Source organism: Dyella humi (assembly GCF_044904605.1).
GTDB lineage: Bacteria > Pseudomonadota > Gammaproteobacteria > Xanthomonadales > Rhodanobacteraceae > Dyella_B > Dyella_B humi.
On the sequence record NZ_JADIKI010000023.1, the window covers coordinates 1,475,893 to 1,500,128 of the forward strand.

The following is a 24,236-nucleotide window of genomic DNA, read 5'->3' on the forward strand; positions in this document are numbered from 1 at the left end:
TTGACACGAAACCGCAAAGCTGATGTTCCCCGTTTCCTATTCCCCGTTCCCAGCTTTCATCAATGCACCCAATGCCCGCTGCGATGGCGCGGCGGCGCATGAGGTTCACTCTTGGTCTGGTCGGCGCGGCTGAGCGCATCGAGTTCCGCTTCGGTGGCCGGGTGCTCGAACCAGTAATGGTTCACGGTTGCCAGCACGGCGGGCAGCTGCGCCAGGCAATCGTCGTATTCGTCGTCGGTGAGTTTCTCGAACTCGGCCTCGGCGCTGAGGATGCCTTCGTCCACGGCCAGCGCCATCACCGGGCCGAGCAATTCCATCAGCGACGGATCGTCGGCCAGGCGCTTTTCCCACAGCAGCGCGCGCAGGTCGATGCCGCGGCTGAAACCTTCGCACCAGCCGGCGGCGGAAAGTACCGGGCCGGCTTCGGTATCCACTTCGCCGAGGATCGGTTCGTAGGCGTCCACGTCGAGCTCGGCACTGATCGAATCGTTGAGCTTGGCCAGCAGGGCGAGCACACGATTGCCTTCGGCTTCGTCAGCGAACGGTTCGTGCAGCACTTCGGGCAGCCATTCCTCCGGCAGCACTTGCGTGGGCCCGACGGCCAGCGCGCTGAGCAGGCCGTGCACCCCGTCGAGCAGCAGATGGCCTTCGCTCTCCTGGGCGTGCGTGCGTAGGTAGGCGTCCAGCTCATCGAGCTCGCGGTCGTCCAGGGAACTGGGCCAGTTGGTCTTGGTATCGCTATCGCTCATCGTCATTCAATCAATGTCCAGGTCTACCGTGACCGGAGTGTGATCGGAGGGTCGCTCCCAGCGCCGCGGTTCGCGGTCGATGGCGGCGCCCCTAGCCGAGGATTTCAGGGTATCGCCAAGCAGGATCAAGTCGATGCGCAAGCCCATGTTGCGCCGGAACGCGCCCTGCCGGTAGTCCCACCAACTGTAATGGCCGTCACCCTGTTCAAACAGCCGGAAGCTATCGTGCAGGCCCAGCTCCTTGATGGCTTTGAGGGCCGCCCGCTCGGGCGGGGAACACAGCACTTCCTCGCCCCAGCTCACCGGGTCGTAGACGTCGCGGTCGTCCGGCGCGATGTTGAAATCGCCCAACACCACCAGCTTGGGGTGGCGCTGGATTTCTTCCGCCAGAAAGTCCTTTACGCGTTCCAGCCAGTGGAGCTTGTAGGCGTATTTTTCATCGCCCACGGCCTTGCCGTTGACTACGTAGAGATCGACCACGCGCACGCCGCCGATGGTGGCCGCAAGAATGCGCCGCTGCGGATCGTCCAGGCCCGGGATATCGGTAACCACGTCCTCGAACGCCAGCCCGGTGTCATTGCGGGCCAGGATCGCCACGCCGTTGTAGGTTTTCTGACCGGCGTACACCGCCTGGTAGCCGGCGGCGGCCAGTTCATCGACCGGAAACTTGGTGTCTTCCAGCTTGGTTTCCTGCAGCGCCACCACGTCCGGGCGCGCGTCGGCCAGCCACTGGGTGAGGTGCGGAATGCGCACCTTCAGCGAGTTCACGTTCCATGAGGCGATCTTCATGCGCGGGATTGTACGGGATGAAATTGACGCGTACGGACGGTCCGTCCTCGGACGGGTGCCTTCATGCACATGGGTACGCGGGGGATAGCTGCTAGGTTTGGGCTTTTCCGTGTCCGCGAAACGTACCGTCATGCTCAAACCCTCCCGTTTGCTGTTGCCGCTCATGGCTGCCTTGATCGCCCCGGTCGCACTGGCCGATACGCGCGACGCCACCGATCCGCGTATCGAAGCGCTGCTCACCCAGTTGGGCAAAGTGCGCGACATCAATGAAGTGGCGCTGTCGCCGGATGGGCATCAGCTCGCCTGGGTAGTGGAGACCCAGGGCAAACCGGGCATCATGCTGGCGGATGCAGATGGCAAGCAGGCGCACAGCGTCGGTCTGGCTACCAAGCCTGGCGAATGCAGCGAGTACGGCGTGGCCTGGGCACCGGATTCGCAGCACTTGGCATTTCTGTCCAATTGCGCCAGCACTCGCGCCGGCATGGGCGGCAGCAAGCAGCCGGATGTCTACATGCTCGACACGCAAGCGCAGGCCAAGCCGTTCCACTTGTCCCGTCTCAATGGCTACGCGCATGCGCTGAGCTGGTCCCCGGATGGCAAGACGCTGGCCTTCCTTTACGTGGAAGGCGCCACGCGCCGCGCCAGCGCATTGGCCGCGGCGAAACCCTCGATCGGCGAAATCGGTGTGGAAGGCATTGAGGTGCAGCGCATCGCCACGCTGCCGGCACAGGGTGGGGCCTTGCAGCAAATCACGCCAGGCGGCAGCTATGTCTATGAATTTTCCTGGGCGCCGGATAGCGCGCGCGTCGCCTATGTCGCCGCACCGACGCCGGGCGACAACAACTGGTGGATCGCGCAGCTCTATGTGCAGGGCGCGCAACCGAATGCGTCGCGCAAGTCGGCGGTAGATCCGAACACCGTGAGCGGACCGTTGCATGGCTTGCAGATTGCGCTGCCGCGCTGGTCACCGGATGGTTCGCGCATTGCTTTCATCGGTGGCTTGATGAGCGATCAGGGTTCCACGGGTGGCGATATCTACAGCGTGTCCGCATCCGGCGGCGCGCCGGTCAATCTTACGTCGGGTATTCACGTCACACCGTCGTGGTTCACCTGGACGTCGCCGCAATCGCTGCTGGTCAACCAAGTTAGCAACGGCAGCGCGCAGCTGGCGGAGTACTCGGTGCAGGCTGATCGCGCGCAACAGCAGCGAGTACTGTTCACCGAACCGGGCTATGGAGGCGACGGCAGCGCCATGCTGGGACTTTCATTCTCCGCCGATCATCGCTATGTGGCCTTTGAGCAATCTTCCCTGGACGTAGCGCCCGAGGTTTATGCCGGCCCGGTTGGCGATGGCATGCCGCATGCCGTTACGGCCATCAACGCGGAGCTGAAACCGAGCTGGGGCAAAGCCGAATCGGTCGAGTGGAACAACGAAGGGTTCCACGTGCAGGGATGGCTGGTGTACCCGGCCAACTACGATCCCAGCAAGCGCTACCCGATGGTGGTGAATGTGCATGGTGGCCCTTCCGCCGCGGTGATGCCGCGTTGGCCATCGGTGGGTTACGGCGCGGTGCCGTTTTCTGCGCTCGGCTATTTCGTATTCATGACCAATCCGCGCGGCAGTTATGGCCAGGGCGAAGCGTTCGTGCAGGCCAATCGTAAGGATTTCGGTTACGGCGACCTGCGCGACACGCTTGCCGGTGTGGATGCAGTAGAAAAGAAAGTTCCGGTGGACGACCACCGCCTCGGCCTCACCGGCTGGAGCTATGGCGGCTTCATGAGCATGTTCGCGCCCACGCAGACGCAGCGCTTCCGCGCAGTGGTGGCAGGCGCGGGTATTGCCAACTGGCAGAGCTATTACGGCCAGAACCTGATCGACCAGTGGATGATTCCGTTCTTCGGTGCATCCGTGTACGACGATCCCGCGGTGTATGCGAAGAGCTCGGCGATCAACGTCATCAAGAAGGTGAAAACACCCACGCTGATCGTGGTAGGCGAGCGCGATGCAGAATGTCCTGCGCCGCAATCGTTCGAATACTGGCACGCATTGCGTACGCTTGGCGTGCCGACATCACTGGTGGTGTATCCGAACGAAGGACATCACTTTAACAACCCGGCGAACCAGCGCGATGTGTTGCAGCGTGCTTTGAACTGGTTCGAGAAATATCTGCCGCAATAGGTTGGGGTTCGGCCCGGATCAAATCCGGGGCTCACCCCACCTACCGCACCATAGCGGCGTCAGAACAACTCACCCTGCGGTGATGGTTTGCGTGGCGGCACAAAGCGCGATGTATCCAACTGCAACTCGCGCGCTCGGCCAAAGTTGTGGCGACGGCAGGTCACGTCGAAACGACGGCGCAGCAGTTGCGCAAACACACCTTGGCCGCGCATACGTGTGGCGAAGTTGCTGTCGTAATCCCTGCCACCATTGAGCTGTTGCACAAGGCTCATTACATGCACGGCGCGCTGTGGTGCATGCAGCTCAAGCCATTCGCGAAACAGCGCTTTCAATTCGTAGGGCAATCGAAGCACGGTATAGCCCGCACAACTTGCTCCGGCATCGGCGGCCTGTTCGAGCACGGCTTCCATGTCGCGATCGTTCAGGGCCGGAATAATCGGTGCCACCAATACGCCCACCGGCACGCCGGCTTCGGCCAGCGCGCGAATGGCTTTCAGGCGGCGATGCGGTGCACTCGCACGCGGTTCAAGCTTCGCTGCCAGGTGATTGTCCAGTGAATTCACCGAGACGAACACCTGCACCAGCCGTTCGCGCGCCATCGGCGCCAGAATATCGAGATCGCGTTCCACCAGCGCGTTCTTGGTGACAATGGTGCAAGGGTGATGGCATTCGGCCAACACCTCCAGCGCAGCACGCGTAATGCGCCACTTTTTCTCGATCGGTTGATAAGGGTCGGTATTGCTGCCGATATTGATCGGGTCGACGACATAACTCGGCTTGGCCAGCTCCGCGCGCAGCACCTCGGCGAGATTGCTCTTGGCGCGCAGCTTGGTTTCGAAATCCAGGCCGGGCGATAGATTCAAATAACTGTGGCTGGGCCGCGCAAAGCAATAAATGCAGCCGTGTTCACATCCGCGGTACGGATTCATCGCCTGCGTGAAAGACAGATCCGGCGAATCGTTGCGCGTGATGACGCTGCGCGCTTGCTCTTCGGTCACCTCGGTGCGCGGGCGCGGACGTTCTTCATCCAGCACGGCATGCTGCCAGCCGTCGTCTTCGGCATGATGACGGATGCTTTCGAAGCGCCCTTCCGGATTGGACGCAGCACCACGACCTTTGAATGCATGAGGAAAATCTGCCATCGCACCATGATGCGCCGCGGCCATCTCAACCGGTGCGACACTTAACGTTGTCTCGCCGCTTTGATCTGCTGCGTCAACCACGCGCCCATGGCAGCCAGGGGATAGTTGAGTTCCAACTGACGATGCATTTCCTCGAACACTGGCGGAGAAATGGTCCAGCCGAGCGGGAGCGGATAATTGCCGGGACAAAGACGCATATGCCAGAGCACGTCGCCACTGCCGGGATCGGCCGTGTTGACCTGCAGCGATGCCAGCAGTTGCGATCGGGCGTATTCGCCACGTGCATCGCGCGTGTCCAGCAACGCGACCAGTGGCGCCGTCGCCTCACCATAACTGTGCTGTTCGGTGGGACTGGGCGTCCGCGGGCAGGCGACCGAGTAAAAGGGCAACGGCCGGCCGGGATCGTGTGCATCGACGAAATCGTGCAGGCTGGGATCGTTGCTGATGTGCAGCACGATGAAATGCATCGGTTGTCCCTGCGCTGCGGCGATCGCACGCAGGTGCTGCATCAATTCAAGTAGTGTGGTCGCAGCCGAATTCTCGAAATAACCGCCATCCGCCAATTGGAAGGTCGCCGGCGAAAGCGAAGCATTGGCTGCCGTTTGCAACGTACCTGCAGGGCTCAGGTAGGTGAAGCGCGCGCTGTTGAGCACCACCTCGCTGAGGGGAATACGCGGATCCAGCCAGTGCGCGCCGTCGTAGGCAGTCGTCCAGGGGCTGTGCGCGAACGGCCGAAACGGATGCTGCACGAAGCGCCAACCCTGTCCCACGGTGGTGCTATTGAAGAACAGCGCAGGCACGTTCGTGCTTACGTCGCCGCGTTCGTTTTCGTACAGCGCAGCGAATGGCTCGGCTAACACATCGGTACCTTGTTCCTGCGTCGCCTGCTCCCAGGCACGCGTGAGCGCGCGGCCGCGATCGTCGAACAAGGCACCCGGCAGCCAGCGTTGCGTGAAATCGATGAACCAAGCGTTCGCCATCACCGGCGCGAGGAAGTCGTGATCGAGCATATTCTCGGCGCGGCCTTGCGCAGCTATGCCCGTCTGGGGCGCTACCTGCAGCGCTGCGACGTAGGTCGCCATGCCGAGGCTGCCGCCGGATACGCCGCTACCCGCGAACAAGTAGCGCTCGAACATGGGCTCTGTGCCGTTTGGCGGCATGGCCTGATCGATGAGCGCGGTGAATCGGGTCAGCACCATCGCGGTCCACGCCGCGCTGCGCAGGCCGCCGCCTTCGGTGGAAACCATGATGACCGGGCAGCTTTGATGCAGTGTGCAGCGGCTTTGCAACCAGGCTTTGGCGTAGCTGTCGAAGTCCGGTCGATGATCGGCCGGCGCGGGTGCGGGTTGCTGGTGCGTGCTCATCGCCGGGTACTGGCGCACGCGGTGGTTGTCGTTAAGATGCAGCGCGTGCAGGCTCACCGCCATCAGCACCAGCAGGCTCAGCAGCGGCACGCCGCGCCGGTCGGCGAGCATGCACAGAAATCCGCCAGTCATGCAGAAAAAGCTGCCGCTTAGCAGCAGCACCGCCAACGAGCCCATGCCATCGAACTGGCGTGGCTGAAATGCCACCAGCACGGTGAGCAGCACGTTCAAGATCAGCACGGCGAGGAACACGCTCAACGGTGTGGTGCCGAGGGTGGCAATGGATGCCACACGCGGCTCGATGGGCTTCTCTGTGCGCTCGGCCACAGCCTGCAACACTTTTTCCCTTCCGATGAAGAACACGATCATGGCTGCCGCCACAATGAGCAGGCCCGCAGTACGCCAGTCACGGCGCAGGCATTGCGCATGCGTGGCGCAAACCGGGTGTGGCGTGCTCCGCAGCGCCATCAGGTACCCGAACACCACCAGCAGCGGCACGAGAATGCCCAGCAACCGCGGTATCCACTGCCGTAGCTTGGCGGCACGCGGGTCCTGCAGGGCAGGCCAGCGCGGATAGGTCAGGCGGTACGCATTGTGCGCGGTGTACCAGACTGCGAGCCCGGCCAGTGCGCTGGTCGCCAGCAGAAACACATAGCGCGTGCTGCTGGGATCGGCCCACATGGCAATCAGAAACAGCTCTGTAGCTTGATCAACATTGGTAATGACGATGCCGGCAAAGGCCAGCACTAGCAGGGAGACGCGAACCGGTTTGCAGTGATCCAGACCGATGGCCAGCCAATCGACGACATTCAGCCAGACGAGCCGCGCGCGTTGCGTCACGGAGGTGGACGGATTCTGCTCAGCCATCGTTCCCTTTTCCCCGGCCATGTCCGATGGGCGCCCATATTACGGATATGGCATGTGTCGGGCCGGTGGATAGGATCGCAGTTCCGGCGGAGGTTGGCAGCGTATGATGGGCTCGTCTCAGGGGGAATCTGTTGTAGAGGCCTGTCATGCGCTGGTTGCTGCTGTTCGCGACGTTGCTGTCGTGGGTGATCTGCTTTACGCGCCACAGCGCCGGCGCCCTGGCGTTCTGGCTGTTCGCGGGCTTTGTCGGCGTCATTGCCACCGCACTGGGGTTTGCGCAAGCACGCATCGAAGCCAATGCGCAACCAGAGATCATGCTTGATCTGCCTAAGCGCCCGCCGAAGCAGGAAAATCCTCCGCAGACCTAAATGCTGCACTGCAGCTTTGTCGGTTTAGCCATCCAAACGCTACACTCGGACGGTTCACACGGCGCGAAGGCGCCGCGCGCGATTATTCACCGAGTGCGCTCCCGGTAGGCCGGCGAGCAGGAGGCAAACATGTCAAAGGTTTATCCGGTCGATCCCGCCTTTGCCGCCAAGGCGCGCATTCGCAAAGAGGAATACGAACGCCAGTACGCCGAGTCGGTGAAGGATCCCGAGGGTTTCTGGGGCCGCATTGGCGAGCGCTTGGAATGGGTGAAGAAGCCCACGCGCATTCGCGACGTTTCCTACGATCCAAGCAACCTGCACATCCGCTGGTACGACGACGGACAGCTCAATGTATCGGCCAACTGTCTGGATCGTCATCTGGCCACTCGTGGTGACAAGACCGCGATCATCTTCGAAGGCGACGATCCTTCCGAATCGCGACGCATCACCTACTGCGAACTGCATGCGGAAGTGTGCAAGTTCGCCAATACGCTGAAACATTTGGGCATCAAGAAGGGCGATCGCGTGGCGATCTACATGCCGATGATCCCGGAGGCAGCGGTGGCCATGCTGGCCTGCGCGCGCATCGGTGCGGTTCATTCGGTGGTATTCGGCGGCTTCTCGCCCGATTCGCTGGCCGGCCGCATCGCCGATTCCACTGCAAAGGCCGTGGTGACGGCGGACGAGGGCTTGCGTGGCGGCAAGAAGATTCCGTTGAAGGCGAACGTGGATGCGGCGCTGGAGCGCCCAGGCACCAATAGCGTGGAGACGGTGATCGTGGTGCGCCGTACCGGCTCTGCGGTACCGATGCAGTCCCCGCGCGATCGTTACTACCACGTGCTGATGGAAGGGCAGTCGGCCGACTGCCCGGCCGAACCGATGGAAGCAGAACATCCGTTGTTCATCCTTTACACCTCCGGCTCCACCGGCAAGCCCAAGGGTGTGCTGCACACCTCTGGTGGCTACCTGGTGTATGCGAGTTTCACGCACGAGCTGGTGTTCGACCTGCGCGACGACGACGTCTATTGGTGCACGGCCGACGTAGGCTGGGTGACCGGTCACAGCTATGTGGTCTATGGCCCGCTCGCCAATGGCGCCACCACGGTGATGTTCGACGGTGTACCGAACTATCCGGATTTCAGCCGTTTCTGGCAGGTGGTGGACAAGCACAAGGTATCGCTGTTCTACACCGCGCCGACCGCGATCCGCGCGCTGATGCGCGAAGGCGAGGCACCGGTGAAAAAGTGCTCGCGTGCCAGCCTTCGCTTGCTCGGTTCAGTCGGGGAACCGATCAATCCGGAAGCCTGGGAGTGGTATCACCGTGTGGTGGGCGACGAGCGCTGCCCGATCGTGGATACCTGGTGGCAGACCGAGACCGGCGGCATCCTGATCACGCCGCTGGCCGGCGCTATCGACGCGAAGCCTGGATCGGCCACTTTGCCGTTCTTCGGCATCAGGCCCGCCGTGGTGGATGCTGGCGGTGCGTTGCTGGAAGGCGCGGCCGAGGGCAATCTGCTGATCACCGATTCCTGGCCCGGTCAGATGCGCACGGTGTATGGGGATCATGAGCGCTTCATCGAGACCTACTTCAAGGCTTATCCCGGCAATTACTTCACCGGCGATGGCGTGCGTCGCGACGAGGATGGCTACTACTGGATCACCGGCCGCGTGGACGATGTGATCAACGTGTCCGGCCACCGCATCGGCACCGCCGAGGTGGAAAGCGCGCTGGTGGCACACCCGAAAGTTGCTGAAGCGGCCGTGGTCGGCTGTCCGCATGAGATCAAGGGACAAGGCATCTATGCCTATGTCACGCTGGTGGCCGGCGAGCAGGGTAGCGATGAACTGCGCAAGGAACTGGTCGCCTGGGTGCGCAAGGAAATCGGCCCGATCGCCACGCCCGATTACATCCAGTGGGCGCCGGGCCTGCCGAAGACGCGTTCGGGCAAGATCATGCGGCGCATTCTGCGCAAGATCGGCGAGAATCAGCCCGATCAGCTGGGCGACATCTCCACGCTGGCCGATCCGGCGGTGGTGAAGAATCTGGTCGAAGAACGGCTGATTCGCTGAGTTGCAAAGACTTGCCTGACGTCGCCCCGGCGAGGACTGGAGCGACGCGCGTTTCGGTTACCTTTGACGGACGCTTGTGCACTTCCGGCCCATTCGGCAGCATGCGCGCATGCGCACCACCCTAGGCCAGGACGTCGCAAGCATCGCGGCCGGACTGGGCAATGATCAGATCCACGTATGGCGGCTTCGCTACGAAAGAGCGTGGCGGCGGGAGCCGTTGTGCGCATTGCTCGGCATCTATCTGGGCTTGCCTGCGGGGGACATTGCCCTGGTGGATGGTAAGCACGGGCGGCCTGAACTTGCCGAACCGTGGAATGGCTTGCTGCAGTTCAACTGGTCGCACAGTGGCGATACGGCGTTGGTTGCGTTGGCGCGCAGAGTCGCTCCGGGCGTCGATATCGAGCGTCTTCGTCCGCGCGCGCGCGCGATGCAACTGGCGGATCGATTTTTCCATCCGGAAGAGACCGCAGCGCTGGCGTCATTGGACGCGACCGAGCGAGAGCAGGCTTTTCTGCAACTGTGGACGGGCAAGGAAGCGGTGCTCAAAGCGATGGGCCGCGGCATTGCGTTCGGACTGGATCGGCTACGTCTGGCAGTGGCGCCTGCGGCCCCCCAAGTGATTTGGCTGGATGGCGACGATCCCGCGCAATGGCAGCTTCATCCACTGCAGGTCGACAGCAGTCATGTGGCCAGTTTGGCTTGGCGCGGGCCGGCGCAAGCCATTGCCTGCTGGACACTTGCCGACAGCGGCTGAACGGAGCACTGTGTCCGGCCCACGATTTTGTTCCTTGGCCTCCATGACCCTGCTCAGCGTCAATCTCAACAAGATCGCCGTGCTGCGCAATTCGCGCGGCGGCGACGAACCCGATATCGCGCGCGCCGCAGTGACCTGCATTGAATCCGGTTGCGGCGGCATTACGGTGCATCCACGCCCGGACATGCGTCATGTGCGCCCCGACGATGTGCGCACGCTCGCCGCCATCCTGCGCGGACGGGTCGAGTACAACATCGAGGGCAATCCGTTTGCGCCACCGCGTGGCGAATATCCCGGGCTGATCGCGCTGGCTCGCGAGGTGCGCCCGACCCAGGTGACTCTGGTGCCCGACAGCGATGGCCAGATCACCTCCGACCATGGTTTCGACCTCGCCCAGGATGCGGAACGACTACGTCCCCTAGTCGCCGAACTGCGCGAGCTGGGCTGCCGCGTGAGTTTGTTCGTCGATCCGGGCGCAACAGGTTTCGAACATGCCGTGGCGTTGGGCGTGCAGCGCGTGGAGATCTACACCGGCCCGTACGCCCATGCTTTTGCGGAAGGTGACGCGAAGGAGCCATTGACCTTGTGTGTCGATACGGCACGCCGCGCGCAACAAGCAGGCTTGGCGGTGAACGCGGGGCACGACCTCAGCCAGGCCAATCTCGGCACTTTGCGCGCGGCCATTCCCGGGCTTGCCGAAGTATCTATCGGGCATGCCTTGATAGGCGAGGCGCTTTACGAAGGGCTGGCCACGACGGTACGCAAGTATCTGCAAATTCTTCGCTGAGGTTTGGCCGTCTAGACGGCTATTTGCTTTTATCGCCAAGTAGGAGAAAACGGCGATGAGTGTGAGTGGTATGCCCGTAAAACAGAAACCCCCGCATACGCGGGGGTTCTGTGGGTAACGCTTGGCTGCACGGTTGAACTGTTCCGATTCAACCGCCGCTGTTACTGTCCACTGCTTTCGGTAAAGCCGATCTTGTTCAAGCCGTAGCTTTTCGCGTCAGCCAGCACACGAGCCACCACCTGGTAAGGCACCTGGTCGGCCGCATCGATCTGCACTTCCGGCTGCTCGGATTCCGCCTTAGTCGAGATCACCGCGATCTGTGTCTTCAGCTGCGCCTCGTCCACCGGGGTATCGTTCCAGTAGAACGCACCCGACTGATCGATCTTCAAGCGGATCGGTTCCGGCGGATTCGTTGGCGGAATCACGTTCGGATTCGGCTGCGGCAGGTCGATCTTGATCTTGTGAGTCATGATCGGCGCCGTGATCATGAAGATGATCAGGAGCACCAGCATCACGTCGACCAGCGGTGTGACGTTGATGTCGGCCATGGGGCCTTTGCCACCACCTGTACTAAATGCCATGGCTCATCACTCCTTGCCGGTCGTCATGAAGCCGACGTGGACCATCCCTGAGTCCTTGGCTTCGCCAAGCACCTTCCGGACGGTCTTGAACTCCGTGTCTTTGGCGGCACGAATCTGCAGTTCCGGCTGTGGCGACATGGCCGCGAAAACTACAAATTTGGCCTTCAACTCGGAATCGTTGATCGGGTTCTGATCGTCGTTGAGATACATGCTGCCGTCATCCTTGATGGCAATATCCATCGGTGGTGTCAGCGGCGGCGTATCCGTGGTTTTCGGATTCGCCGTCGGCAGCTTCACCGTGATCCGGTGCGACATCAGCGGTGCTGTGATCATGAAGATGATCAACAGCACCAGCATCACGTCAACCAGCGGCGTGACGTTGATTTCCGACATCGGCGAGCCGGACTCGTTTCCGGAGCTCATCGCCATGGGTCAATCCTCACTTCTGAGTCGGGGCGACGCCTTCGACGCGTGCGCCGGTGGCGAAGAAGTCGTGCAGGTCATGCGCGAATTCGTCGAAACGGGCGTAGGTCAGGCGGTTGGAACGGGTAAAGAAGTTGTAGGCAAGCACGGCCGGAATAGCGGTGAACAGACCGAAGGCGGTCATGATCAGCGCTTCACCCACCGGACCGGCCACCGCTTCCATCGAAGCATTACCGGAAGCCGCGATACGGATCAGGGCGTGGTAGATGCCCCACACAGTACCGAGCAGACCGATGAACGGCGCGGAAGAACCGACCGTGGCGAGCAGCGTCATGCCACCTTCCAGACGCAGACTTTCGCGAGCGACAGCCTGGCGCAGAGCGCGGTCGATGAATTCCGAACGGCTCAGCGATTCGGCAAGACGGCCACCACTGGCAGAAGCCTGCTGGTGGTGAGCGACCGCCGAGGCGGCGTCCAACGCGATCTTCGAGAAGGGTTCGCCCTTGGGCTGGGCTTCCAGCTCACGAATCGCGTCTTGCGTGGAGTTGTTGGACCAGAAACCGTTGATCACGCCATCGGCGCGACCGCGGACCATCGAGTTGCGGATGGCGTTGGCAATGATGAAGTACCACGAGGAGAACGACATCGCCACGAGCACCACGAACACGATCCACCCCAGAAAATCGAAGTTGTGGAGCAGGTCGTGGAAACCCATTTGTTGCATGGCCATCGCATTGGCGTTGCCACCCAGTGCCGGAGCGGCGGCGTCGGACGCAGGAGTTTGTTGGAACATAAACGCTACCCTTAGGAAGTCAGGCGTGAACTGTAACTGTAATAGGTATTACAGCTGATTGAGATTGAAGTTGACGGGTACGCGTACGTAACCTTCAACCTTCTTACCGTTTTTCATTTCAGCATTGAAGCGCCATTTCTGGGCCGCCTCAATCGCTGCGCGATCCAGTTCGCGGAAGCCGCTGGACTGTTCGACCTTGATGTCCTTCGGCGTGCCGTCCACGGCTACCAGAATCAACAGCGTCACTGTGCCCTCGTGCCGTTGGCGAATTGCCTGCGGCGGATACTTAGGCTGCATGCGACTGTTGTAGCTGATATCCTGGCTCGCCGTGATATCCGCAGGCGGAGCCGGTGGCGCAGGCGGAGCCGGCGGCGGCGACGGTGCAGGATTGTTCGACGCTTCTTCCGAAGGCGGCGGCGGAGCCGGCGGCGGCGGAGTCGGCGGCGGGACCACCTGCTTGATGATCTTCGGCGGCGGCTGCTTCGGCGGTTCCGGCGGAGGCGGCGGGGGAGGAGGAGGTGGCGGCGGAGGTTCGATGAAGTTCACCTGCACGATCTTTTCTTTCTGAACTTCCGCCGTCTTCGGGGGCGCCATTGGCGCAATCAGTATCAGGAAAGCAAACGCATGCAGCGCAATGGCTACCGCCAGCGCCCATGTGCGCCCCCAACTGAACGGCTTAGCGCCGGTATCTTCGTTACTTGAGGCCATCTGTCGCTTTCAATCAGGAGCTAGTAATCGGAGGATTCGTGGTCGCAGCATTCAGCGGCAAAAGTCCGCTCCCATATAGGGTGACATTTGCCACTGGACAACGCGGGAAAAGTCCAACGGTACAACAGCACATGGCGTTTGTATAGCTTTTGTGTAGGCATCGGATGGCTATCTTATGGACGTCCATCCGGGTGCACTGCATTGCGTTCGCCACGTGCTTTTCAATCAACCGCCAATGTTGGCTTCCTTCAGCCACTTCTTGGCTTGGGAGGCGGTTTCCGGATCCTTCTCAGCTTCCATGACTGCTTCGGCCGCAGCTGCCTTATCCTTTAGGCCGACGTTCGCTTGGGCCAGGGCCATGTAGGCCTTGCCCTTGTGCTTCACGCCCTTGCTGATGGCCTGCTGGAGCAGCGGCTTGGCAGCGCTGTATTCGTTCTGTGTAACGAGCGCAACGCCAGCCTTGTAAGCCGCCTCGCCATCGCTGGCGAGTGGTACTGCCTTTTTGTATTGAGCAGCCGCAGCGTCAGCGTTGCCACCGATCATGCTCGCGTCGCCCATCAGTACGTAGTTCTCTGCGCTGGGTTTGACGATGCCCTTAGTCATACCTTCTTGCAGTACTTGCGTGGCCTTTTCAGTATCCGGACCCGGATCCTGCGTGGCTTGGTCCTGCGCTTTATTCATATAAAGCTTAGCCATGGTCACGTAGTCGCTTTCCGTGCTGAGCAAGCCCTTCGCCTTGCCATCCTCCATCAGCTTCAACGCGTCGTCATACTTCTGCATCTGGATGTCCAGACTCAGCGCGTTGTGGAAGCTGGTGGGATCGGTCGGCGCAGCGGCCACTTGCTGCTTGGCGACGTCGGCGGCTTTATCTTTTTGACCCGAATCGTTGTAGGCGAGCATCAACAACTGATTCCAACGCGGATCAGGTTTATCCGTCATCGACTGCGCTTTCTTGATCGCAGCAATCGATTCGGGATACTTCTGCATGCGGTAATACGCTTCGCCTTCCAGCGCGTAGGACTCAGGCGTTTCCTTCTTGCCTTCGGCGCGCCACTTTTCGACTTGATCGATGGCCGGCTGGTATTGCTGATTGAGCAAGTAGAACGTCGCCAGTTCGTATTCGAGTTGGAAGTATGCGTCGTTCGGCATCACACCGTTGTCAAGCGAACGCTTCAGAAGATCGATGCCACCCGGCATATCGTTGTTCGTCGCATGCACGCGAGCCAAGCCCTGCAGCGCCATCGCTTGCACGTACTTGCTCTTGCTGCTGTCGACCAGCGGCTGCAGCAATTGCGTGGCCTGATCCTTGTTGTTGGCTTGTGCGGCGTCGAGTCCTTTGTTGAGCGCTTCCTGTTCTTTCTTGTCGGTCAGATCCAGCTTCGGTTCTTTGCGGGTCGCATTGGGATACAACGGAGCCGCTTTCTGCTGGTCGCTCGACGAATTGTCGCTCGCTAGCGCCGGAGTGCTTGCCAACATCAACGCAAGCGCTGCGCCGGCCAGCATCTTCAGGGAAGCGTGTTTCATAGCGTTCCTCAAATGGAAGGATTCGAATTACGCGCACGAAGCGTGCGGGGGATCGTTGAGATTAACCTGAGCGTGCTATCGATAACAAGCTGCATTGCCACATTAAAGTTTCTTCAAAATCAAACGGTTATGACATTGTCGCCATACGGCTCCGCATTGCGGGCCCGAAAATGCCTCATTTGCATGCACGAGCATCCGGCGGCCGTTGTGACGGACACGTATATGCCTGTCTGTTTGTATTAATGCGTTAGTACAGTAGTTCACGCTTAGGCGCGCTGCGGAATCCGCGACGCGCCTGCTCAAACTCAGATATCGAGGTTGGCCACCTTCAGCGCATTGGCCTCGATGAAGTCGCGGCGTGGTTCGACTGCCTCGCCCATCAGCATCGAGAACATCTGATCTGCAGCAATGGCGTCTTCGACGCCCACTTGGAGCATGCGCCGCGTCTCTGGATTCACTGTGGTTTCCCACAATTGCTCCGGATTCATTTCGCCAAGGCCCTTGAAGCGCTGGATGGTGCGACCCTTCTTGGCTTCGTCCAGTAACCAGGTACGCACGTCCGCAAAGCGGATGACACCGCGCGAAGCATTGCCTCGTCGGACGACTGCATCGGATTGAACCAGTCCGGCCAACTGCTGGCTGATGGCGAGAATGGGTCGGAATTCGGAGCCGCCGAAGAACGGCTGGGGAAGCAGCCAAGTGTGGCTGAGGCCGTGCTGGTCGCGCACGACTTCGATCGCGGCCGGCTGTTCGCCATGCGACGGACGGAATGAAAGCCGATAGCGCGGCTTGCCCAGGCCGCTGGATGCAAGATTCCGCGCGACACCATCCAGCCAGCTTTGCATGGCAACCGGGTCTTCCCAGTGATGCGCGTCGATCGGCGGATGCTCAAGCATGGCGCTCAGCACGTTGGTATCGAAGCGATGTCCGAGACGGTCGATCTGATCCAGCGCCGTCTGATAATCGCGCAGCAGTTTTTCCAAGGCTTCGCCGCTGATCGGCAGTGCATCCGGGCTATACGTCAGCTCAGCGTTGTCGACGGCGCTGGAAATGAGATACGCGTTGAGCGCTGCATCGTCTTTCAGATACAGCTCCTGCTTGCCCTGCTTGAGCTTGTACAGCGGCGGCAGGCCGATGTAGACGTGACCGCGCTCGATCAGATCGGGCATTTGACGGTAGAAGAAAGTCAGCAACAGCGTGCGGATGTGCGAGCCGTCCACGTCCGCGTCAGTCATGATGATGATGCGGTGGTAGCGCAGCTTGTCGGGGTTGTAATCCTCTTTACCGATGCCGGTGCCCAACGCGGTAATCAGCGTGCCGACTTCGGCAGAGGAAAGCATTTTGTCGAAGCGTGCCTTTTCGACGTTGAGGATCTTGCCCTTCAACGGCAGCACGGCTTGCGTCTTGCGGTTGCGGCCCTGCTTGGCCGAGCCGCCTGCGGAGTCACCCTCCACCAGGAATAGTTCGCACAATGCAGGATCTTTTTCTTGGCAGTCGGCCAGCTTGCCCGGCAGGCCAGCGATGTCGAGCGCGCCTTTGCGGCGGGTCATCTCGCGGGCCTTGCGAGCGGCTTCGCGGGCGCGGGCGGCGTCTACCACTTTGGAAGCGATGGCTTTGGCTTCGTTCGGATGCTCGAGCAGGAATTCGCCGAGCTTCTCGTAGACCACCTGCTCCACCACCGTCTTCACCTCGGACGACACGAGCTTGTCCTTGGTCTGCGAGGAGAACTTCGGGTCCGGCACCTTCACGGACAGCACGGCGATCAAGCCCTCGCGCATGTCATCGCCGGATAGCGTGACCTTGGCGTTCTTGGCCAACCCTTCCTTCTCGATGTAGGCCTGGATCGCGCGCGTCAGCGCGGCGCGGAAACCGGTGAGATGGGTACCGCCGTCGCGCTGGGGAATGTTGTTGGTGAAGCAAAACATCGTCTCCTGGTAGGAGTCGGTCCATTGCATCGCCAGATCGACGGTGATGGCGTCCTGCTGTGCGGTGAGGCTGATGACATTGGGATGCAGCGCCGTCTTGAGCAGCGCCAGATGCTGCACGAAGGACCTGATACCGCCCTCGTAGGCGAACGTATCGGCGCGCTCTTCCCCGCGCTCATCGCGCAGATCGATGGTGACACCGGAGTTGAGGAAGGCCAGCTCACGCAGGCGTTTGGCCAGGATCTCGTAATGGAACTCGATATTGGTGAAGGTTCCCGGGCTGGGCCGAAAGCGCACCGTGGTGCCGCGCTTCTCGGCCGGTCCCACCTGCTTCACCGGGTACAGCGGTTCGCCCAGCTGGTATTCCTGGTGGTACTCGTGCCCGTCGCGGTAGATGGTCAGCCAAAGGTGGTCGCTGAGTGCGTTCACCACGGATACGCCCACGCCGTGCAGGCCGCCGGACACCTTGTACGAGTTCGCATCGAACTTGCCGCCGGCGTGCAGCACCGTCATGACCACTTCGGCAGTGGAACGGCCCTCTTCCGGATGTGTGTCCACCGGGATACCACGACCGTTGTCCTGCACGCTGACGGAACTATCGTCATGAATGGTTACGATCACGTGGTCGCAGTAGCCGGCCAAGGCTTCGTCGATGGCGTTGTCGACGACTTCGAACACCATGTGGTGAAGGCCGGTGCCATCATCGGTATCGCCGATGTACATGCCAGGGCGCTTGCGCACCGCTTCCAGACCTTTGAGTACCTTGATGCTGTTCGAATCGTAGGATGCGTTCATGCAGTAACCATATTCCGACGCCAGTAATCCCGCTCGGTGTGGCGCCAAGGGAGCCGAGCTGGATGCAACCGATCAATTATAACAGGCGCGTCAATTGCCCCTGTTCCACGTGGAACATCTTGACCGGAGTCTGCTCCAGCACCTTAGGCAGCTCCGTACCGGAAATCAGGACCTGCGCCTGAGTGCCGCGTAGGCTGTTCACCACAGCTGCCTGGTGGGCCTGATCGAGCTCCGACGCCAAATCATCCAAGCAGACGATGGGCCACTCGCCCCGATGCTTGGCATCTAGCCAGGCCTGGGCCAGCACGCAGATTAGCGCGGTGAGCTTTTCCTGGCCGCGGGAAAGGTGCTCCCGCTGAGGTGCCAGCTCGAAGGAAAGCGACCAGTCCGCCCGATGGGCGCCCGAGGTGGTATGTCCCCTGCCCTGGTCACGAGCTCGCTGGGACGCCAAAACCTGCGCCAAATCCTCGCCCTCCGGCCAGCCGGGCCGGTAACGCAGCTCGATAACTCCCAACTCAGGAAGCAGCAGGACCGCCTGCTCCCGGAGGAACGGCTGCAGTGCGTCCAAATACGTCCGGCGCCATTGATCAATCAGCGTGCCGGTGCGAGCCAGCTCCAGTTCCCAAGGACCAAGTAACCGCTCGTCGGCATCCTGCCCGTTCCGAAGCAGGCTATTTCGTTGCTTGAGCGCTCTTTGGTAGCGCCGCCAGGTAACCAGGAAATCATGTTCCACGTGGAACACACCCCAATCCAGGAAACGTCGCCTTTCCTCCGCGGCCCCAGCAATCAACGCATGTGAACCGGGTTCAAAGCAAACCACGGCACATTCCCGGATCAATTGGCCCATGGGAACATCCTGCCCGTCCAAGCGAGCGTCCCAACGCGCACCTTCCCGACCCAAGCCCAGGCGATGCACTACTCCAGAGTCATGCCGCACGCTTGAAAAAACATTCAAACCGGACGTTCCCCGCTGCACAAGCGCGTCACGCGCCCCACTGCGGAACGAGCGACCATGCGAAAGCAGGAAAGCCGCCTCCAATACCGACGTTTTGCCTGCTCCGTTCGCACCGAGCAGAACGTTAAAACCGGACGCCAGCTCCAGAGTCAGATCGCTTATGCAGCGCAATCCCTGCAAATGCAGCCGCTCCAACCTCATGGCTGATGAGCTCCCAAACGACGACGCCGGAGCTTCTGGCTCCGGCGTCGCAAAGGCGAATACAGCCTACAAACAATCATGAAAGCGACGATCAGAGCCGCAGCGGCATGATCACGTGCCGAGACTGTTCGTTGTCCTCTTCCTGCACCAGGCAGCTCGACTGCGCATCACGAAGGCTCAAACGTGCCTTGTCACCGCGCAGCGCATTCAGCGCATCCAGCAGATAACCGACATTGAACCCCACGGTGAGATCGGAGACGCCGGTATCCGCCTCCACCTCCTCCACCGCCTCTTCTTGCTCCGGGTTGTGCGCGACGATACGCAGCTTGCTGGGCGAAAACTCCAATTTCACGCCGCGGTACTTTTCGTTGGAAAGAATGGCTGCGCGCTGCAAGGCGCCGCGAAGCACTTCGCGATCTAGTGTAGCGCGCTTGTCTGCACCGAGCGGGATCACCGCTTCGTAATCCGGAAAACGGCCATCAATCAACTTGGACGTAAACACCACTTCACCGCGACGCACGCGCAAGTGATTCCGACCGAACTCCAGCTCCACCGAACCATCGCCGGATTCCAATAAGCCAACCAGCTCATTGACGCCCTTGCGCGGAATGATGATCTGCCGGCGCGCCGATACTTTGCTCTCGAGATGCGTTTCCTTCAGCGCCAAACGATGCCCATCCGTCGCCACGCAGCGCAGCGCATGTTCCTGCAAATCGAGCAGCATGCCGTTGAGGTAATAGCGCACATCCTGATTGGCCATCGCAAACGAAGTGCGTTCCATCAGATCACGCAGCACTTCTTCCGGAAGGCTCACCCGCTCGACCAACTCAATTTCATCGATGGTTGGAAACTCAGTCGCTGGTAGCGTGGCCAATGTGAAACGACTGCGGCCCGCGTTGAGCGCGACGCGATCACCGTTCTGTTTCAGCTCGATCTTCGCGCCATCCGGCAGTGCGCGCACGATGTCGAACAACTTACGCGCGGGGATGGTGGTTTCACCGTCCAACAGCTTTTCCGCTTCGGTGGAAGCAACCATCTCTACTTCCAGATCAGTACCGGTGAAGGACAGTTTGCCCCCTCCGACTTTCACCAGAAGATTGGCGAGTACCGGTAACGTCTGACGACGTTCCACCACACCGACAACCTGCTGCAAGGGTTTAAGCAGAGCTTCTCGTTGGATGCTGAATTGCATGTTTGCGCTTTCCCTATCCTGCAGTTCTGTTTTTAAAAGAAGAGTAGTGGTTGTAGTAGGTGGCGTGGATAACTTAAAAACTGCCAATTATCCTTGAACAACAAAGGGTTGCATAAAATTCCCCTGTGCTTGGAACGCTTTGCGGCTTGTGCATCGTCAGTGGATAACTTTGGCACATCAAAGCATCACCATATTATCCACAGGATACCCGACCGCTTTTCAAGCGCTTGTTCAACGAACGCGCAAGATCATCCGGTCAAACTGCGAATCAGCTGTTCCCAGTCCTGCCGCATGCGCGTATCGGTTTCGCATAATTTGCGGATGGTGCGGCAGGCATGCAGCACGGTGGTGTGATCCCGACCGCCGAAGGCCTCTCCGATTTCGGGCAGGCTGTGCTCGGTAAGCTCCTTGGACAGCGCCATCGCGATCTGGCGCGGCCGCGCCAATGAACGGACGCGGCGCTTGGACAGGAGATCCTGCAGGCGCACACCAAAATACTCGGCGACGATCTTCTGGATGTTCGGCACCGTCACCGCCTGCGCATGCGTGGCCAGCAGATCGCGCAAGGTCTCTTCCGCGAAATCCGTGGTGATCGGTCGCCCATAGAAATTCGCGCGCGCCGCGAGTGTGTTGAGCGCACCTTCCAGGTCGCGGACGTTGGAGCGGATGCGCTTGGCCAGCAGCATCGCTACGTCTTCGCTCACCTTCACGCCCTTGTCGTGCGCCTTCGCTAGCAGAATCGCAGCGCGCGTTTCGAAATCCGGCGGCTCGATCGCCACCGACAGTCCCCAACCCAGCCTCGATTTCAGGCGCGGCTCGAGCTTGTCCACTTCTTTCGGGTAGCGATCGCAGGTAAGAATGATCTGCTGCTTAGATTCGAACAGCGCATTGAAGGTGTGGAAGAACTCCTCCTGCGTAGTGTCCTTGCCGGCGAAGAACTGGATGTCGTCGATCAGCAACGCATCCACCGAACGGAAGCGGCGCTTGAACTCGTCCATGCTCTTGGTGCGCAGCGCTTCGATCATCGAGCCCACAAACTGCTCCGAGCGCAGGTAAAGCACCTTGAAGTTCGGATTGTGCTCGCGCATCAGGTTGCCGGCGGCGTGCATCAAATGCGTCTTGCCCAGGCCGGTACCGCCGTAAAGCAGCAACGGGTTGTAAGCGCGGCCCGGATTTTGCGCCACCTGCATCGCCGCGGCCTTGCCCAACTGGTTGGACTTGCCCTCGACGAAGGTCTCGAAGGTGTAGTGCGGGTCAAGATTGTGGTGAAAATTCAGCGGAGGGGCTTCCGCTACCGCGGACGGCTTAACGACGACCGGCGTGGGACGATGGCTGCCGTTAGCGCTACTGGAGCCTACTTCCAGGCGAACCGTCATGCTCTGCCCGCTCAACAGGCTCAGTACTGCCTCGATCCGCGTCAGGTAACGGTCGCGAACAGCATCCAATGTGTAGGGATTGGGGGCGTAAAGCTGCAAACCGTCGGCATCGTCGCGCGCCTGCAGTGGCATAAGCCAGGTGTGCAGGTCCTCGGCGCTCAACTCACCTTCAAGACGCTCGAGACAGCGCCGCCACAAATCACTCATGGATACTTTCAGCCACAGCAGGGGCGCTTTCGCGCAGGGTGGACCAGGAAGTCTAACAGTACTCCTCGGACATCTATCCACACGGATATCCACAAGTTGCCGCCACGATTGTGTTTGACACAGTTCGGCCTGATTCCGCATAATCCCCAATCTTTTTCACCCCAACATTAGGAGGAAGCCATGAAGCGGACCTTCCAGCCCAGCAAGCTCAAGCGCGCCCGCACGCACGGCTTTCGTGCTCGTATGGCCACGGCCGACGGTCGCAAGGTGCTCAACGCACGTCGCGCCAAGGGCCGCAAGCGCCTGATCCCGTAAGCGATCGCGTTTATGGGCACCGCCGGCCTGCCGCGCGAGGCGCGGATTCGCCGAGCCGGTGATTTTGCGGTCTTGCGTCAAGCCAGCGGTCGCTTCGGCGGCCGCTGTTTTTCTGTGCGCTATCGGCAGAATGATGTAGGCCACGCCAGGCTCGGCCTTGCCATTTCCAAGCGGGTTTCCAAGCGCGCCGTGGATCGCAACCGCATTAAGCGGCTGGTACGCGAGTCATTTCGCCGCGCCCGTCACACACTTCCACCGGTGGATTTGCTGGTGATGGCCCGCGAACAGGCCTGTGTATTGTCCGGCGCCGTGCTGCTGGCCGAGCTCGATGCTCTCTGGCGCAAGTTGCCGCCGTTGAAGCGTGAAGGCGACACCTCCACAATGGCTTGCTGACCTTCCTTCTTTCACTCGCCTGGCCTGCCATGGCAGGGCCCTCTTTCGGATCGCTACGCGATGAATCAAACGCGCACCTTCCTTCTCTTTGCCCTGCTGGCAGTGGCCTATCTGTTGTTCCAACAATGGGAACAAGATTACGGCCCGCATCCAGTCGCACCGAGCACTGCCTCAAGCACCAGCACTAACAGCAACAGCGCGCCCGGCGCCGCGCCAGCGATCGCCAATGGCGGTGAAACGGGAACTGCTCAGCTTGTAACCGTTACTACCGACGTACTGCGCCTGACCATCGATACGCGTGGCGGCAGCATCGTGCGCTCCGAGCTGCTGAAGTATCCAGTCACACCGCGCACGAAGAAGGATCCAAACCCGGCGCCGATTCGTCTGCTCGACGACGGCGATGTTGATTACTTCGCCGCGCAAAGCGGGCTGGTGAGCGCTGACGGTGCCGCGCCCGACCATCGTGCGATTTTCCAGGCAGCGCAGAGCAGCTATGAACTCGCTTCCGGCCAGGATGCGCTGAATATTGAGCTCACCTGGACTGACGCTTCCGGGGTCAAGGTGATCAAGCGCTACACCGTGCATCGCGGCAGCTACGTGATCGACCTGGATCAGCAGATCGACAACGGCAGCAGCAAAACCTGGGACGGCAATGCCTATCGTCAGCTGCAGCGCGTGGATCGTCCGGCGCCGGTGTACAGCAACTTCCTACAGCGCATTTCTGACCAGTCGCGCTACGGCTTCTTCGGCGCCGTGTGGTACAGCCCGGAGCAAAAATTCAACAAGCTGCAGTTCGACAAGTTCGAGAAGGAGCCGCTGCAGACGAACGCAGTTACCGGTGGCTGGGTGGCGATGATGCAGCAGTACTTCCTCGGCGCATGGATTCCGCCGGCGAAGGAAGCGGACACGTTCTCCAGCGCCGTAGTTAACGAGGCCAACGGCAAGCCGCGCTATGTGATTCGCAGCGTCGGTCCCCAGATCAGCGTGGCGCCCGGCCAGCAAGCCAGCAGCACGGCGCAGCTTTACATGGGGCCCAAGCTCCCTGATCAACTTGCGGTCATTGCGCCGGGCCTGGACCTCAGCATCGACTACGGCATGTTGAAGATCTTCGCCGAGCCGTTGCACTGGATTCTCGCGCAGCTCGACAAGCTCACCGGCAACTGGGGTGTATCGATCATCCTGCTGGTGCTTCTAATCAACCTGACCACCTTCAAGCTCACCAATGCGCAGTTCGAGTCGGCGAACAAAATGCGCAAGCTCAAGCCGCGCATTGATGCGTTGAAGGAGCGCTACGGTGACGATCGCCAGAAGATGCAGCAGGCGATGATGGAGCTGTACAAGAAGGAGAAGGTGAACCCGGCCGCGGGTTGCTTCCCGCTGCTGATCACCATTCCGATCTTCTATGGCTTGTACTACGTGCTGCGCGATAGCGTGGAGCTGCGCCAAGCACCGTTCTTCGGCTGGATTCACGATTTGTCTGCCGCCGATCCGTACTTCGTGCTGCCGGTTCTTTACACCATCGTGATGCTGGCGCAGCAATGGCTGATGCCCGTCCAGCCGGGCATGGATCCTGCGCAGCAGAAGATGATGAAGTTCATGCCGTTGATGTTCGCGGTGATCTTCCTGTTCTTCCCGTCGGGCTTGGTGCTCTACTACGCGGTCAACGGCCTGTGCCGTTTGTTGCAACAGTGGTGGATGATGCGCCGCGCCGATGCCGCACCGCCGGCCAAGGCGGCAGCATAAGAACTTCGCGAGGGCGGCCATGGCCGCCCTCTGCGG

21 protein-coding genes are annotated in these 24,236 nt (G+C 60.7%); 8 read left to right on the forward strand and 13 right to left on the reverse strand.

Annotated features, from left to right (window positions below):
• Nucleotides 1-59: 59 nt before the first annotated feature.
• Together ISP18_RS17870 and xth are read right to left on the reverse strand one after the other, a co-directional pair.
• Nucleotides 60-749 (reverse strand): YecA/YgfB family protein, encoded by a 690-nt coding sequence (locus ISP18_RS17870; RefSeq protein WP_380015221.1) that lies wholly within the window; start codon nt 747-749, stop codon nt 60-62.
• 6 nt (nt 750-755) lie between these two features.
• Entirely contained in the window at nt 756-1,538 is a 783-nt protein-coding gene (xth, locus tag ISP18_RS17875; RefSeq protein ID WP_380015224.1) for an exodeoxyribonuclease III, read from the reverse strand.
• 130 nt (nt 1,539-1,668) lie between these two features.
• Between xth and ISP18_RS17880 the strand changes: the two genes are divergently transcribed.
• Complete coding sequence (locus tag ISP18_RS17880; RefSeq protein ID WP_380015227.1) at nt 1,669-3,717, forward strand: prolyl oligopeptidase family serine peptidase; 2,049 nt, start codon at nt 1,669-1,671, stop codon at nt 3,715-3,717.
• A 59-nt stretch (nt 3,718-3,776) separates the two neighbouring features.
• Here ISP18_RS17880 and ISP18_RS17885 read toward each other — a convergent pair whose 3' ends face one another.
• Together ISP18_RS17885 and ISP18_RS17890 are read right to left on the reverse strand one after the other, a co-directional pair.
• Nucleotides 3,777-4,859, reverse strand: a complete 1,083-nt coding sequence (locus ISP18_RS17885; RefSeq protein WP_380015230.1) for a PA0069 family radical SAM protein — start codon at nt 4,857-4,859, stop codon at nt 3,777-3,779.
• Nucleotides 4,860-4,900: 41 nt separating this feature from the next.
• The gene (locus tag ISP18_RS17890) at nt 4,901-7,090 is read right to left on the reverse strand and encodes a hypothetical protein (protein ID WP_380015233.1); all 2,190 of its coding nucleotides are present in this window, start codon (nt 7,088-7,090) and stop codon (nt 4,901-4,903) included.
• Between the two features lie 146 nt (nt 7,091-7,236).
• On the opposite strand from ISP18_RS17890, the gene ISP18_RS17895 reads away from it, so the two are divergent.
• From ISP18_RS17895 to ISP18_RS17910, 4 genes are all read left to right on the forward strand, one after another.
• Nucleotides 7,237-7,458 (forward strand): hypothetical protein, encoded by a 222-nt coding sequence (locus tag ISP18_RS17895; RefSeq protein WP_380015236.1) that lies wholly within the window; start codon nt 7,237-7,239, stop codon nt 7,456-7,458.
• 129 nt (nt 7,459-7,587) lie between these two features.
• Nucleotides 7,588-9,528, forward strand: coding sequence for an acetate--CoA ligase (gene acs / locus ISP18_RS17900; RefSeq protein ID WP_380015239.1), 1,941 nt, complete (start codon nt 7,588-7,590; stop codon nt 9,526-9,528).
• 109 nt (nt 9,529-9,637) lie between these two features.
• The gene (locus ISP18_RS17905) at nt 9,638-10,282 is read left to right on the forward strand and encodes a 4'-phosphopantetheinyl transferase family protein (protein ID WP_380015242.1); all 645 of its coding nucleotides are present in this window, start codon (nt 9,638-9,640) and stop codon (nt 10,280-10,282) included.
• Between the two features lie 43 nt (nt 10,283-10,325).
• The gene (locus ISP18_RS17910) at nt 10,326-11,069 is read left to right on the forward strand and encodes a pyridoxine 5'-phosphate synthase (RefSeq protein WP_380015893.1); all 744 of its coding nucleotides are present in this window, start codon (nt 10,326-10,328) and stop codon (nt 11,067-11,069) included.
• A 161-nt stretch (nt 11,070-11,230) separates the two neighbouring features.
• Here the strand turns inward: ISP18_RS17910 and ISP18_RS17915 are convergent, their stop codons facing one another.
• The 9 genes from ISP18_RS17915 to dnaA all read right to left on the reverse strand — a co-directional run bounded on the left by ISP18_RS17915 (nt 11,231) and on the right by dnaA (nt 21,749).
• The gene (locus ISP18_RS17915; RefSeq protein ID WP_380015245.1) at nt 11,231-11,650 is read right to left on the reverse strand and encodes an ExbD/TolR family protein; all 420 of its coding nucleotides are present in this window, start codon (nt 11,648-11,650) and stop codon (nt 11,231-11,233) included.
• A gap of 6 nt (nt 11,651-11,656) precedes the next feature.
• Entirely contained in the window at nt 11,657-12,079 is a 423-nt protein-coding gene (locus ISP18_RS17920; protein ID WP_380015248.1) for an ExbD/TolR family protein, read from the reverse strand.
• Between the two features lie 10 nt (nt 12,080-12,089).
• Entirely contained in the window at nt 12,090-12,866 is a 777-nt protein-coding gene (locus ISP18_RS17925) for a MotA/TolQ/ExbB proton channel family protein (protein WP_380015251.1), read from the reverse strand.
• A gap of 48 nt (nt 12,867-12,914) precedes the next feature.
• Nucleotides 12,915-13,574 (reverse strand): energy transducer TonB, encoded by a 660-nt coding sequence (locus ISP18_RS17930; protein WP_380015254.1) that lies wholly within the window; start codon nt 13,572-13,574, stop codon nt 12,915-12,917.
• A 225-nt stretch (nt 13,575-13,799) separates the two neighbouring features.
• Nucleotides 13,800-15,098 (reverse strand): tetratricopeptide repeat protein, encoded by a 1,299-nt coding sequence (locus tag ISP18_RS17935; RefSeq protein WP_380015257.1) that lies wholly within the window; start codon nt 15,096-15,098, stop codon nt 13,800-13,802.
• 305 nt (nt 15,099-15,403) lie between these two features.
• Nucleotides 15,404-17,818 carry a DNA topoisomerase (ATP-hydrolyzing) subunit B gene (gyrB, locus tag ISP18_RS17940; protein WP_380015260.1) on the reverse strand — a complete coding sequence of 805 codons (2,415 nt, stop codon included), beginning with the start codon at nt 17,816-17,818 and terminating at the stop codon, nt 15,404-15,406.
• Between the two features lie 76 nt (nt 17,819-17,894).
• Entirely contained in the window at nt 17,895-18,974 is a 1,080-nt protein-coding gene (recF, locus tag ISP18_RS17945) for a DNA replication/repair protein RecF (protein ID WP_380015263.1), read from the reverse strand.
• 91 nt (nt 18,975-19,065) lie between these two features.
• Complete coding sequence (dnaN, locus tag ISP18_RS17950; RefSeq protein ID WP_380015266.1) at nt 19,066-20,166, reverse strand: DNA polymerase III subunit beta; 1,101 nt, start codon at nt 20,164-20,166, stop codon at nt 19,066-19,068.
• A 248-nt stretch (nt 20,167-20,414) separates the two neighbouring features.
• The gene (gene dnaA / locus ISP18_RS17955; protein WP_380015270.1) at nt 20,415-21,749 is read right to left on the reverse strand and encodes a chromosomal replication initiator protein DnaA; all 1,335 of its coding nucleotides are present in this window, start codon (nt 21,747-21,749) and stop codon (nt 20,415-20,417) included.
• A 180-nt stretch (nt 21,750-21,929) separates the two neighbouring features.
• Between dnaA and rpmH the strand changes: the two genes are divergently transcribed.
• Genes rpmH through yidC form a run of 3 tightly spaced genes read left to right on the forward strand, consistent with a single transcriptional unit; the run spans nt 21,930 to nt 24,200 of the window.
• Complete coding sequence (rpmH, locus tag ISP18_RS17960; protein ID WP_007510029.1) at nt 21,930-22,064, forward strand: 50S ribosomal protein L34; 135 nt, start codon at nt 21,930-21,932, stop codon at nt 22,062-22,064.
• A 12-nt stretch (nt 22,065-22,076) separates the two neighbouring features.
• On the forward strand, nt 22,077-22,457 hold the full coding sequence (gene rnpA, locus ISP18_RS17965) for a ribonuclease P protein component (RefSeq protein WP_380015275.1): 381 nt from the start codon (nt 22,077-22,079) through the stop codon (nt 22,455-22,457).
• Between the two features lie 60 nt (nt 22,458-22,517).
• Nucleotides 22,518-24,200 carry a membrane protein insertase YidC gene (gene yidC / locus ISP18_RS17970; protein WP_380015278.1) on the forward strand — a complete coding sequence of 561 codons (1,683 nt, stop codon included), beginning with the start codon at nt 22,518-22,520 and terminating at the stop codon, nt 24,198-24,200.
• The last annotated feature ends 36 nt before the right edge of the window (nt 24,201-24,236 follow it).